Origin of the sequence: Lysinibacillus sphaericus, from assembly GCF_000600105.1 — a bacterium.
Lineage (GTDB): Bacteria > Bacillota > Bacilli > Bacillales_A > Planococcaceae > Lysinibacillus > Lysinibacillus sphaericus.
On the sequence record NZ_CP006837.1, the window covers coordinates 4,147,215 to 4,160,263 of the forward strand.

Annotated in this window: 9 protein-coding genes and 1 riboswitch; of the genes, 1 reads left to right on the forward strand and 8 read right to left on the reverse strand. The window is 39.3% G+C overall.

Features of this window, described 5'->3' with window-relative positions; translation table 11 throughout:
• The first annotated feature begins 74 nt into the window (after positions 1-74).
• Positions 75-1,049, forward strand: a complete 975-nt coding sequence (locus tag T479_RS20120) for a proline dehydrogenase family protein (protein ID WP_024363973.1) — start codon at positions 75-77, stop codon at positions 1,047-1,049.
• Positions 1,050-1,359: 310 nt separating this feature from the next.
• Here the strand turns inward: T479_RS20120 and T479_RS20125 are convergent, their stop codons facing one another.
• From T479_RS20125 to hemG, 8 genes are all read right to left on the reverse strand, one after another.
• Positions 1,360-2,076: a 3-ketoacyl-ACP reductase gene (locus tag T479_RS20125; protein WP_024363972.1), complete on the reverse strand. Its 717-nt coding sequence runs from the start codon at positions 2,074-2,076 to the stop codon at positions 1,360-1,362.
• Between the two features lie 85 nt (positions 2,077-2,161).
• Positions 2,162-2,767 carry a response regulator transcription factor gene (locus tag T479_RS20130; protein ID WP_024363971.1) on the reverse strand — a complete coding sequence of 202 codons (606 nt, stop codon included), beginning with the start codon at positions 2,765-2,767 and terminating at the stop codon, positions 2,162-2,164.
• A gap of 16 nt (positions 2,768-2,783) precedes the next feature.
• Complete coding sequence (locus T479_RS20135) at positions 2,784-3,929, reverse strand: sensor histidine kinase (RefSeq protein WP_024363970.1); 1,146 nt, start codon at positions 3,927-3,929, stop codon at positions 2,784-2,786.
• 147 nt (positions 3,930-4,076) lie between these two features.
• Positions 4,077-5,108 (reverse strand): Delta(5) desaturase DesA, encoded by a 1,032-nt coding sequence (locus tag T479_RS20140; protein ID WP_024363969.1) that lies wholly within the window; start codon positions 5,106-5,108, stop codon positions 4,077-4,079.
• A 193-nt stretch (positions 5,109-5,301) separates the two neighbouring features.
• On the reverse strand, positions 5,302-5,802 hold the full coding sequence (locus tag T479_RS20145; protein WP_025220674.1) for a GNAT family N-acetyltransferase: 501 nt from the start codon (positions 5,800-5,802) through the stop codon (positions 5,302-5,304).
• A 216-nt stretch (positions 5,803-6,018) separates the two neighbouring features.
• On the reverse strand, positions 6,019-9,450 hold the full coding sequence (gene metH, locus T479_RS20150; RefSeq protein WP_025220675.1) for a methionine synthase: 3,432 nt from the start codon (positions 9,448-9,450) through the stop codon (positions 6,019-6,021).
• The gene (locus T479_RS20155; protein ID WP_024363966.1) at positions 9,443-11,290 is read right to left on the reverse strand and encodes a bifunctional homocysteine S-methyltransferase/methylenetetrahydrofolate reductase; all 1,848 of its coding nucleotides are present in this window, start codon (positions 11,288-11,290) and stop codon (positions 9,443-9,445) included. Before T479_RS20155 ends, metH begins: the two co-directional genes overlap by 8 nt.
• 89 nt (positions 11,291-11,379) lie before the next feature.
• Positions 11,380-11,479: riboswitch (SAM riboswitch) on the reverse strand.
• 119 nt (positions 11,480-11,598) lie between these two features.
• Positions 11,599-12,993, reverse strand: coding sequence for a protoporphyrinogen oxidase (gene hemG / locus T479_RS20160; protein WP_025220676.1), 1,395 nt, complete (start codon positions 12,991-12,993; stop codon positions 11,599-11,601).
• Positions 12,994-13,049: the final 56 nt, after the last annotated feature.

Consider the following 13,049-nt stretch of genomic DNA (forward strand, 5'->3'; position numbering starts at 1 on the left):
TGTTTTCGTGATATCATGACAATTACTATAAATATGTTATACTAGTAAGAAAAATGCAGTGAGGAGAATGACCCATGTTATTACGCGATTTTTTCATCCAATTATCTGAAAACCAACTATTAAATAGTGCTGCTAAAAAATACGGCTTAAAGTTAGGTGCCCAAAGTGTGGTAGCTGGTACTAATATAGAAGAAACAATTGCAAGCATCAAAGATTTAAACGCACATAATATCTCTTGCACGGTTGATAATCTAGGGGAATTTGTTGCGAATGAAGAAGAAGCGACAAAAGCTAAGGAACAAATCCTCGCTGTCATTGAAGCCATTCATGAAAATGGTGTGGATGCGCATATTTCGTTAAAGCCATCTCAATTAGGTTTAGACATTGATGTTGATTTTTGCTATGACAATCTATATGAGATCGTAGAAAAAGCAGCAGCTTATGATATTTTTGTTAACTTTGATATGGAAAATTACGGTCGTCTACAAACATCATTTGATATGGTGGAAGAGCTATCAAAAACATTTAACAATGTTGGAACGGTTATCCAATCATACTTTTATCGTGCAAAAGACGATATTGAAAAATTTAAAAACTACCGCTTACGTATCGTAAAGGGTGCATATAAAGAGCCTGCTGATGTAGCCTTCCAAGATAAGTTAGATATCGATTTAAACTTTATCGAATTAATTGAATATCATTTATTACATGGCAAATTTACATCGATTGCAACACATGACCATAACGTGATTGCACATGTTAAACGCTTTGTTGCAGACAATAATATTCCACTCGAAAAGTTTGAATTCCAAATGCTGTACGGCTTCCGCACAGATATGCAAAAAGAGCTTGCGAAAGAAGGCTATAACTTCTGTGTCTATGTACCATTCGGCGAAGATTGGTACGGTTACTTTATGCGTCGTTTAGCGGAACGTCCGCAAAACCTTAACCTTGTTACGAAACAAGTATTTACGAAAAAAACGAATACCGTTCTTGCAGTAGCAGCTGGTGCATTCGTACTTGGACGTTTAACAAAGCGTAAAAAGTAATAAAAAATCTTGTAGAAAAACTTATAGCGCTAACTATTGCCGTTGATTTCCGCTACGGGCGGACGCTTTCCGCGGGCACACCGTAAGCCGCAACCCTCGCTATCGCGCAGGGTGTTGCGTCTTACGTTTTGTGCTGTCCCGCAGGAGTCGCCCGCCCTCCGCTCCAATCAACTAATAAATGCATTTAACAATCAAATAACATTTCCTAACTATAAAAATAACAAAGAGGCATCAAGAGTAAAATCTTGATGCCTTTAATCTTGTCACCATTTTTGGTAACTGTTATTTTCATTTGATGGGCAACTACTTTTTAAGGATTTGTTGACCAAAGACCTGCATGTTTTAACACAACACGTGGATGTAATTTTAATTGAGCGACCATTAAGTCTGCTAAATCTTCCGCTTGCATAACCTTTTCTGGGTTACCATCAGTTAATTGTAATTCCACTGCCATATCCGTTGCAACCGTGCTTGGCGTTAATGTCACAACACGAATATTATGTTTGCGAACTTCTAACATCAGCGATTCACTCATACCAATAACAGCCGCTTTCGAAGCACTATACGCACTCGTAATCGGAGCACCCTTTTGACCAGCGGTAGATGAAATATTAATAATATCTCCGGAAGAACGCTCAATCATTTCAGGTAGGACGGCACGTGTTGTGTAATATACACCTTTGACATTTACATCTACAATATTCGTCCAATCTTCAGGTGAAAGCTCTAAAAACTTACCGAATTTTGAAATACCCGCATTATTTACTAAAATATCGATTGGCCCTAACTCAGCACGAATGCTTTCTACTGCTGTTGTGATTGATTGCAAATTAGCTACATCCGCTGTAGCTAATGCCACCTTGACATCATACGCCTTTAATAAGTCAGCAACCTGTTGTAAATTTTCTAATGTGCGTCCCACAAGCCCAACATTAATGCCCTCTTTCGCAAAGGCGATGGCTGTTGCACGGCCAATACCACGACCCGCACCAGTTATTAAAGCTGTTTTACCAGTAATCGTTTGCATATATCTTGCTCCCTTATAAGTAGTGATAGAAAAATCTCTGTTGTTTAGCATACCTATTCATCCTTGAAAAGTACATTCAGAAGACTTATTTATTCCATCCTTTTTCCTTAAAGCGTGCAATCGCTTCAATCCGATTGCCCACATGAAGCTTCTCTAAAATGGTGGAAATATAGTTACGTACAGTTCCTGCCGATAAAAATAACTCAGCCGCAATTTCCTTCGTCGTTTTACCTTCTGCCACAAGTGTCAACACTTGACTTTCGCGCTCAGTTAATGGATTCTCGCTATCATCCTCATAGACAAAGTCAACCAGCTCGGGTGCGTAAATGCGTTTGCCATCGACAATTGTTCGAATGGCACTAACCAACTCTTCGATAGGACTGTCCTTTAGTAAGTAACCTCGTACACCTGCTTTTCTTGCTCGTTCAAAGTAGCCAGGTCTTGCAAAGGTTGTTAATATAATAACTTTACAATCAGAACCATGTAAATCTTCAGCCGCATCAAGCCCAGTTTTCACCGGCATTTCAATATCCATAATACAAATATCCGGCTGGTGCTCTGCTACAAGCGCCAATGCTTCCTCCCCATTTTTGGCTAAACCGACAACTTCCATATCTTCCTCCATACTAAGTAAGGAACGAAGTGCGCCTAACAGCATCCCCTGATCTTCAGCGATTACAATTCGTATCATGTCATAACCCTCTTTTCTATAGGTTCTTCAGATTTTCTGCAACCTTTTGATGTGTAATGGTCACTGGAATCGATACCGTTAAAGTAGTGCCATTTTCACTTTCTATTTTAAATGTGCCATTAATAAACTCTAATCGTTCGCGCATCCCTTTTAAGCCGTTACCTGTTTTCAATGCCTGTTTTTTCGTAATGCCTTGTCCATTATCACGAACAATCAAATGTACTTCTTTAAAGTTTTGGTGGAAGGCTATTTCACATTTGGTTGCGCCGCTATGTTTCACAATATTCGTTACGGCTTCCTTCAAACACATGGACAACACATTCTCTACAAGTGGTGGGACACGTAAGGAGTCCACATCCCCCTCAAAAACAAATTCCATTTCTGCCGCTTTTAAAATTTGAGATATACGCATAAGCTCATCTTCAAATTTATTTGTCCGCATATCCGATACTAATTCTCGAACCTCTTTTAAAGCAATACTAGCTGTTTGACGAATATCTTTTATCTCGATTAATGCTTGCTGAGGATCCCGTGCAATAAGTCTAGATGCTAAATCGCTTTTTAAGCCAATCATGGATAATTTTTGACCGAGCGTATCATGTAAATCTCTTGCTATACGTTGACGTTCCTCAAAAACAATTAATTCGGCAATACGTTCATTTGCAGTTTCTAATTGCCCTTCTAAATTTTCACGCTTGTTTTTCGAATAAATTGTTAACGGTAGAAGCACCACTGCCAAAATCGTTAAAACAACAAATGGAAGCTGTGATAAAAATAAATGTAGCTCAACAAAGAAACCAAATCCTGTAGATATCACAGTAAAACCAATATGGAGGCCATACATTATGTAAAAGCCAACCGGTCTACGGATATTTCCAATGAAAAAGGCTGTAAAAATCGATAAATACACATAGCCGAACAAAATAGTCAACGTAATATTAATGACCATCTCAAAGCTAATCCACATATAAACAAGCCCGTTTTTAGCGTTCACAGAAAATCGGTAAAAAATAAAATAGAGCATTAAAAAAGTAATGCCTATTGATATTTCAATATACGATGATTTTCTAAATATAAAGAAAAACGGGAGAAAACAAAAAATAATCCATAAATAAACGCTGAGCATAGGACTATTCGGAATGATACTATGCCGTTTCCTCATCATAATCTCACGCTCTTTCCTACTTTTCCCTATATTATATCAATAAAAGCATATTTGCGCCCGTCCATTGCCATACAGTGGCTTGCCTACGAGCCTATCCTTACTATGTAAAACAGCCACCTCCTAAGAAGAGATGGCTGTTTACGACTAAGCAGCGATACTGCCTTTCGTTTTTCGTTTTATGATTTCATTGACTTCTTTAAAAGAGACAAATTTGCCAAGTTCTTCATCGTATAATTTATAGCGTAACGATTCTAAGCTTGTACGTAACGTAATTGTAGTAGCCGTGTGTAATGGTGGCGTTTCTTTATGCGCTTTTTCAAGATTATAGTTCGGTACACGCGGAGCTAAATGGTGTACATGGTGGAAGCCGATATTACCTGTTATCCATTGTAATAATTTCGGTAATTTGTAGTATGAACTACCTTCTACCGCTGCTTTCACATAATCCCAATCAGTGTCATGCTCGAAATAAGAATCTTCGTACGTATGTTGGATATAGAATAACCAAATTCCTAATGCACCTGCGATAAATAAAGTAACACCCTGCACTAATAAAAATGCTTGCCAACCCATAGTGTAAATGAGCCCTGCACAAATCCCGGCAATAATAATATTTGTTAAATGCGTATTCATACGCTCTTTTTGCTTCGCATCTTTTCGGTTAAAACGATTTAAAACTAATACCATATATAAAGGACCTAAGCCGAACATTACAAGTGGATTACGATAAAAACGATACCATAATCGTTGACCTTTAGAAGATTGTAAATATTCTTCTACTGTCATCATATCAATATCACCAATACCGCGCTTATCTAAGTTCGAGCTTGTTGCATGGTGAATTGTATGCTCACGTTTCCATTTTTCATAAGGGAACGATGTCAGTACCCCAGTTAATAAGCCAACCCAGTCGTTTGCCTTTTTACTTTTGAAAAATGAACCGTGGGTACAATCATGGAAAATAATAAATGTTCTTACGACAAAACCAGCAGCAATAACACTTAAACCTGCAGTTAACCATGGCGAAATATCAACCAACATATAACCAGCAATCCATAGGACGATCAACGGCGCTATTGTGTTAACCATTTGAAAAACACTTTTACCTGTGTCTGATTTCGCAAATGGTGCTACATCTTGGCGCAACTTTTTCGTTTTTTCTTTATCTGTTGCCATTCCTTTTTTCCCTCGTTTCCTTTTGCTTATGATATCATCATAAAACAAGAGTATAGCGAGCAACAGACGCAAACATCATAAAAAGCATATGACATTTGTCATACTCAAAAGCCAGCGCTTTAAAATTCCGCTCTCCGCTAAGGTTATTTCAACACGTTAGCGATGCTGTTGTTACTTTATTAGCGATGCCTTTTTACTTTTTAGGTCCCGTTAAATGTAGTTGATAAAATACTAAATCCAACCATTCTCCAAATTTGTATCCCGCATTTTTAATTGTTCCTGCATATTCAAAGCCTAGCTTCTCGTGCGCCTTAATACTGCCAATATTTTCGCCATCGATACCGGCAACTAAAGTCTTCACACCCTGTTTCTCTGCGATATCAATCAATTGATGCATTAACTTACTGGCAATGCCTTTCTGATAATGGTCCTTGTGTACGTATACCGAATGCTCCATCGTATGCTTATAACCTGGATAAGGGCGGAACTGACTGTAATTTGCAAAACCCGCCACTACTCCATCTTCCTCAAAAACTAACAACGGGTTACCCGCTGCTTGGTGCTCAAGAAACCATTGCTTTTTCTCATCTAACGATTGTATTTCATACCTATATACAGCTTTACTTGTTAAAATAACATCGTTATAAATAGCTAAAACCTCAGGTAAATCTTTTTCTTCCATAAATCGAATCATCCAGTTCACGTCCTCACCTAAAAAGAAATAGAACCCCACCGATAACAGCAGGGTATGCATTGCACAATAGTTCATTCGACAAGCCACAAAGGAAACACAGATTGTGAACAGGTTTGGATAACACCCGTTCACAATCAGTAATATCCGTCGCTCACATGTACTTTAATCGTTGACCGTTAAAGTGTTCTTCATAAAGATAAAGCATTTTTAGCAAAATTACACGTTAAAATATCTCGCATCTGGATGCGCGAAAACTATTGCTGATACGGAAGCTTCTGGCTCCATCATAAAGCCTTCTGTCAAATGAACCCCTATATCTTCTGGCTTGAGCAAACCAAATAATTTTTCTTGGTCCTCCAAGTTTGGGCATGCAGGATAGCCAAATGAGAAACGTTGCCCTTGATATTTCGCAGCAAAACGGTCTCGCATCGTGAAATCTGTATTGTCTGGGAAGCCCCATTGATCACGAATTTCTTGGTGCATACGTTCCGCAAAGCCCTCAGCAAGCTCAAGAGCAGTTGATTGAAGGGCATGACTTTCAAGGAACTTCCCTTCTTCTTTTAATTGACGAGCTGTCGCCATTACACCTTGACCAGCTGTGACAACCATCAATGCAATATAGTCCATTTCTCCACTTTCTACTGTTTTCAAGAAATCTGCTAAACACATAAATGGCTCCACCTGTTGGCGAGGGAATGTAAAGCGTTCAATTTCCGTTTTACTATCGGCAGGATCATAAACGATGACATCATCTCCATCAGCTTGTGCTGGGAAGAATTGATACAAGCCTGAAGGTTTCAATATATCACTTTGTAAATAATCATCCACCAATGCTTTTAATTCTGTTGCTCGCGTATCCCCTGCATCTAGTAATTGTTGAACTTGTCCTTTTAGCCCTAAGTGATGCCCTAGTAATGTTCGCATATTTACATATGGATATAGATGCGACACCGAGTACTCCTTTTTCACATGACGGCGAACATCCGCTGGCAGGAACACCGGTGCATCTTTCACAGTACGTACAGGCTTCACTGTAATTTCTTTAGCAGGTCGTGCTGCACGTTTTTCATCTGCTTCTAATCGTTTTTGGCGGGACTCTGCTATTTCAGCTAAAAAGTTTTCTCGCGTCTCACTACCCATTAACAGATTCACTTGCTCTAGCCCTTGCATCGCATCTTTTGAGTAAATGACAGGTCCTTCATATTCATTAGCAATTTTCGTTTCAGTAAAGCGTCGAGACAACGCCGCCCCTCCTACTAGTATCGGCACATCAATACCAGCAGCCTTAAAGTCTTGCGCAGTGATCACCATCTGCTGAGCAGATTTAACGAGTAAGCCAGATAGTCCGATGAAATCAGGCTTCTCTTTACGAATCGCTTCAATTAACTGAGCTGGCGTTACTTTAATACCTAAATCAACGACTTTGTAGCCATTATTACTTAAAATAATATCTACTAGGTTTTTACCGATATCATGCACATCACCTTTTACAGTAGCGAGCACCATTTTACCTTTACCAGAACTGTCCTCATTTTTTTCCATAAATTGCTCAAGATGTGCTACAGCAGCCTTCATAACACCCGCTGATTGTAATACTTCTGCGACGATAAGCTGATTATCGTTGAATAAACGGCCAACCTCAGCCATCCCTTCCATCAGCGGCCCATTAATAATATCAAGCGGCGCCTCAAAAATTTCACGAGCGGCATCTAAGTCTTCAATAAGCCCCTCTTTTGTTCCTTCTAAAATATAGTAAGCTAAGCGCCCTTCCACCGTTTTCGGAATATCCGCTTCTGTTTTCTCTTTCTTTTTATCACGATAAAAATCAGTGAAAACCGCTAATGTTTCATCATTTGTATTAAACAATAAATCATTTGCTAGCTTAATTTCTGCTTCAGGAATCGATGCATAACGCTCTAATTTCTCTGTATTTACAATCGCGTAATCCAAGCCTGCCTGTGTACAGTGATATAAATAAACAGCGTTCAGAACTTCACGACCCACTGGTGGTAAGCCGAAAGAAATATTACTGACACCGAGTACCGTTAACGTACGTGGCATTTTTTCTTTGATAAGACGAATGCCCTCAATTGTTTCAAGTGCTGATCCAATATATTGTTCATCTCCAGTACCGACCGGGAACATTAACGGGTCAAAAATAATATCTTCAGGAGCCAAGCCCCATTTCTCCGTTAATAGTTGATAAGAACGCTCAGCAATTTCTAATTTACGATGACGATCTACTGCCATCCCCTGCTCATCAATCGTACCGACAACTAAAGAAGCACCATATTTTTTCACTAATGGCATTACGGCGTCAAAACGTTCCTCTCCATCCTCTAGGTTAATAGAGTTAATGATGGCTTTCCCTTGAGAAAATTTCAATGCTTCCTCAATTACTTTTTCATCTGTGGAGTCGATAACCAGTGGAACCTTAACCTTTTTCACAACTTCCTGCATAAATCCACGCATATCCGCCAATTCATCTCGGTCAGGGTTCGCTAAACAAATATCAATAACATGTGCACCATTTTTCACTTGCGCACGTGCAATTTCTGCCGCTTCCTCATATTTACCATCAATAATTAAATTTTTAAATTTTCGAGAGCCAATAACATTTGTTCGTTCCCCAATAAATAATGGACGCATTGAATCATCGTACACTAAAGGTTCAATACCCGATACGACATGACCATGTGTAGCTTCAGGCAATTGACGTGGCTTTGCATCCTTCAGTACTTCTCTAATTGCTGCAATATGGGCTGGTGTTGTCCCACAACAACCACCGACAATATTCAGCCAGCCTTTTTCAGCAAAACCTTTTAATTTTTGTGATAGGGATTCGGGTGATTCATGATAGCAACCTTCCTCATCCGGTAAACCAGCATTCGGATAACAGCTAATATAGCCAGTAGAAAGCTCTGCTAGTGAACGAATATGGTCGGTCATAAATTCTGGACCAGTTGCACAGTTTAAACCGACTGAAAGCGGCTTAATATGTTCGATTGATATGTAAAAAGCATCAATTGTTTGCCCTGCTAATGTTGTACCCATCGGTTCAATCGTGCCGGATATCATCACCGGTAATTCTTTGCCCGTCTCTTTAAACGCACGTGACACCCCTAGTGTCCCCGCTTTTACATTGAGCATATCTTGACTCGTTTCAAGTAGCAGTACATCTGAACCTGCTTCAATTAGAGCCTTTGCCTGTACATAAAAGTTTTCTTCTAGTTCATCAAAGGTAATACCGCCAGTGACTGATAATGTTTTCGTCGTTGGGCCCATCGCTCCGGCAACGAAACGTGGCCATTCTGAAGTAGAAAATTCATCCACTACTTTGCGTGCAATTTCCACAGCACGTTTATTAATCTCTTCCGCCTTAGCCCCAAGATTATATTCATTTAATACGAGAGGTGTACCGCCAAACGTATTTGTGCAAATGATATCCGCACCAGCTTCTAAATATTTTCGATGAACCTTTTCAAGCACATCGGGTCTAGTTAATACAAGATTCTCGTTACATCCATCAAGCTCCTCACCACCAAAATCTTCTGCTGATAAGTTTTCATTTTGAAGCATTGTACCCATTGCGCCATCCAGAATTAAAATTCGTTTCTCTAGTTGCTCTTCAATCAAGTGCTTAGCCATCTATACTTACTCCTTTTTTCTGTTCATCCAATTGTCCGATAAATTTCATTAATTCAAGCGTCATATCATAACGTAAAAACGGTGTAATTAAATAAATACCATTAAAATATTCTGCCGCTACTTCTACTAACTCTTTGGCAATTGCAATCCCTTCTAATGTTGAACGTTCTTTATCTTCACCACACGCCTTCATACGTGATAGTGCATCGTCTGATAATTTAATCCCTGGTACTTCATGATGTAAAAACTCGGCGCTCTTATAGCTCGTTACTGGCATAATACCAATATAGATTGGGGCGTCTAAATGCTTTGTTGCTTCATAAATTTCCACAATTTTTTCTTTTGTATAAACAGGTTGAGAAATAAAATAATCCGCACCATGTTCAATCTTTTTCTCTAAGCGTGCTACTGCACGATCTAATACACGAACATTGGGGTTAAATGCTGCCGCAACAGAAAAGTTTGCTTTCTTACGAAGTGGCTTACCGGAAAATGATATCCCCTCATTCAACTGTTTAATTAATTGAATAAGCTCCATGGATGAAACATCATAAACACTTGTGGCACCTGGGAAGTCTCCTACCTTTGTTGGATCTCCAGTAACCGCTAAAATATCATGAATGCCAAGTGCATTTAAGCCCATTAAATGGGACTGTAGACCAATTAAGTTACGGTCACGGCACGTAATATGCGTCAACGGTCGTACACCATGTGTCTCCTTTAATAACGCACCCATAGCGACATTACTAATGCGGGGAGATGCAAGCGAATTATCAGCCATCATCACGACATCTGCACCTGCTTCATATAATTTTTTTGCCCCTTGAATAAAACCGTCAATTTCTAGATGTCTCGGAGTGTCTAACTCTACGATAACCGAACGTTCGCGCTTCACCTTTTCATGTAGCGGTTCATATGTCGCAGGTTCCGCTTCCCGCACAATCTCTACTTTTTCAGGTTTCGTATACTTTGCTTCAACCGGCGTTAACTCTTCTAAATATTTCTTCGCAGCTGCTATATGCTTAGGTGTCGTACCACAACATCCACCGATTAAACGAACACCTTGGTCACGCAATGCAACTGCCGCTCGGCCAAAATAATCAGCTTCTGACTCATAAACGACACGCCCATCCTCTAAATCTAGTAGTGACGCATTTGGATATGCTGACATAAATGCTTTATCAGGAAGCTCCACACCTTCAAATGCTTGAATTGTATGATGGGGACCTAAACGACAATTGACGCCTACTACATCTGCACCAAGAGCTTGTAACTCATGTAATGCTTGATTTAACGTCATTCCATTTTGCAACACACCCGGCTCATGCATGGATACTTGTGCAATAATTGGTAGCTCTGTTTTGCTGCGTAACATTTTTAACGTTGCACTTAACTCTTCAAAATCATAATACGTTTCAAGTAAAAGACCATCAGGATTGCCTGCAAGTAACACATTTGCTTGTTCTTCAACAGTCAATAATATTTCCTCTAATGTAGCATCACTTTTACGAATGCCACGGATGCCCCCAATTGTCCCTAAAACAAATTGCCCGCCATCAGCTGCCGCTCGTTTTGCAATCGTGATTGCCGCTTCATTAAATTGTTGCACTCGTGATTCTAAGCCGTAACGTGCTAATTTAATCGCATTTGCACCGTAAGTATTGGTCTGAATGACATCTGCACCAGCAGCTATATATTCTCTATGAATTTTTTCAATTAACTCCGGTCTTTGTACATTCATTTCCTCATGACAGTACTCTAAGCCGTAACCATATAATACTGTACCAATGGCTCCATCCGCAGTAAGCACATGTGTTTTTAACTTTTCTAGCAATCCCATAAATCGTAGCCCTCTCTTTCCTTGTATCCAAAATATAAAAAGCCTTCTTTTACAAAAAGAAGGCTTTAACGAATCGCAATTGTTGTTCCTTCTCATCTTCGACCAATAAGGTCTTCTGGATTTAGCACCTGACATAAGTTGGTTGCTGAAGCTTCATAGGGCCAGTCCCTCGGCTTCTCTTGATAAGAATATAGTATGAATTTTTCAAATAATTAAAAGAATCATATCGTTTACAGGCGATAGAGTCAAGACTATTTCACTTAACAAAGAAGATTTCTCACGAAAAAAATATTATTTTAGCTTTAACTTCACCGTGATACTAGTTTTTCCGCAAGCGCTTCGCCTATTTTTTTACCATTTTGAATACAAGCACCAATACCTACGCCGAAATATGAGCAACCTGCTATCGATAAGTTGGGATACCGTTCTGTAAGCTCCGCTGTTAAGCCTTTCAACGCCTCATGATGTGCCAAATCGTATTTTGGCATTTGATCGATCCACTTGGCTACATTTACAACCATTGGTTTTTCATCAATGCCTAAACTTTTCTTTACATCTTCTAATGCTACAGCTGTTAATTCTTCATCTGTCATCATACGTAATGTTTCATACGCAGGGTTAATGCTCTTATAAAAGAGGCGCACGAGCAATTTGCTATTAGCAGATGTATGTTTCCATTTTCGGCTTGTCCATGTTGCGGCATTGCATTGTACATTCGAGTTATGTGACACAATAAAGCCTGTCCCATCTGCCGGTAGCACTGCGTCCGGTACATCAAAGCCTAGGTAAATGGTGATGGCAGAGGCTGTAGTAAATTCTTTAAAATAGCGATCCAAAGATGGGTCCTGTAATAAGCTTTGTACGGCTTCATTTGGCAGTGCTAATACTACGTGCTCAGCCTCAAACATGCTTCCATCTGCTAATGTAATTGTATAATGTTCTTCATGTTTTTTTACATTGGTTGTCGCTACGCCTTTAATAATTTCTACATTTGTTAACGTTTCTTCAAGACGATGGATAAGTGATGATAAGCCCTGTTTAAACGAAATAAACTTTTTGTTGGAAGCTTTTACAAATTGTTCGCGATTTGCCTCAAAACCTTTAATAATACTACCGTACTCATTTTTATAGTCGATTATGTACGGTAAGGTAGATGCTATCGACAGTTGATGGAGGTCACCCGAATATACCCCAGCTAATACTGGTGCAATTTGATTTTGTACAAGTTCTTCCCCTAAGTAATATGTTAAAAACTCACCGATTGAGCTGTCCTTAGTAAAGCCTTTATTCGGCATTGTTAAATCTTGTAATGCCTGTTGTTTACCTGCTTCTGATACTAGTGTACTCGCTTCAAGAGACGCTAAACTCATTGGAATACCGAATGTTGAATCAGCAGGGATCGCATGTAATTCGTCATTTGTATAGATATAAGATACCCCTGTTTCGTTGTACACTAGCTCCTGTTCGAAATTAAGCTCCTGCACCAGCTCCATGACCCCTTTATGACGAGCCACAATCGAGTCAGCACCCGTTTCCATAATGAATCCTTGCTCATAAGCGGAATGTAACTTACCACCTAAGTAGGGATTTTTCTCAACAAGCACTAGTTTGACATCTATGTTTTTTTGCAATACTTGGCGTTGTAAATAATGCATCGTACATAAACCAGTAATGCCGCCACCTAATACAACTATTGTTTTCATAAAGTATCGCCCCTAATTCGTTATTTCTCTCCTTATTAGTATAAACTTTTTTCACA

Coding starts and splice junctions, on each gene's coding strand:
- T479_RS20120 (WP_024363973.1), top strand. CDS start 75: ATGTTATTACGCGATTTTTTCATCCAATTATCTGAAAACCAACTATTA.
- T479_RS20125 (WP_024363972.1), bottom strand. CDS start 2,076: ATGCAAACGATTACTGGTAAAACAGCTTTAATAACTGGTGCGGGTCGT.
- T479_RS20130 (WP_024363971.1), bottom strand. CDS start 2,767: ATGATACGAATTGTAATCGCTGAAGATCAGGGGATGCTGTTAGGCGCA.
- T479_RS20135 (WP_024363970.1), bottom strand. CDS start 3,929: ATGAGGAAACGGCATAGTATCATTCCGAATAGTCCTATGCTCAGCGTT.
- T479_RS20140 (WP_024363969.1), bottom strand. CDS start 5,108: ATGGCAACAGATAAAGAAAAAACGAAAAAGTTGCGCCAAGATGTAGCA.
- T479_RS20145 (WP_025220674.1), bottom strand. CDS start 5,802: ATGATTCGATTTATGGAAGAAAAAGATTTACCTGAGGTTTTAGCTATT.
- metH (WP_025220675.1), bottom strand. CDS start 9,450: ATGGCTAAGCACTTGATTGAAGAGCAACTAGAGAAACGAATTTTAATT.
- T479_RS20155 (WP_024363966.1), bottom strand. CDS start 11,290: ATGGGATTGCTAGAAAAGTTAAAAACACATGTGCTTACTGCGGATGGA.
- hemG (WP_025220676.1), bottom strand. CDS start 12,993: ATGAAAACAATAGTTGTATTAGGTGGCGGCATTACTGGTTTATGTACG.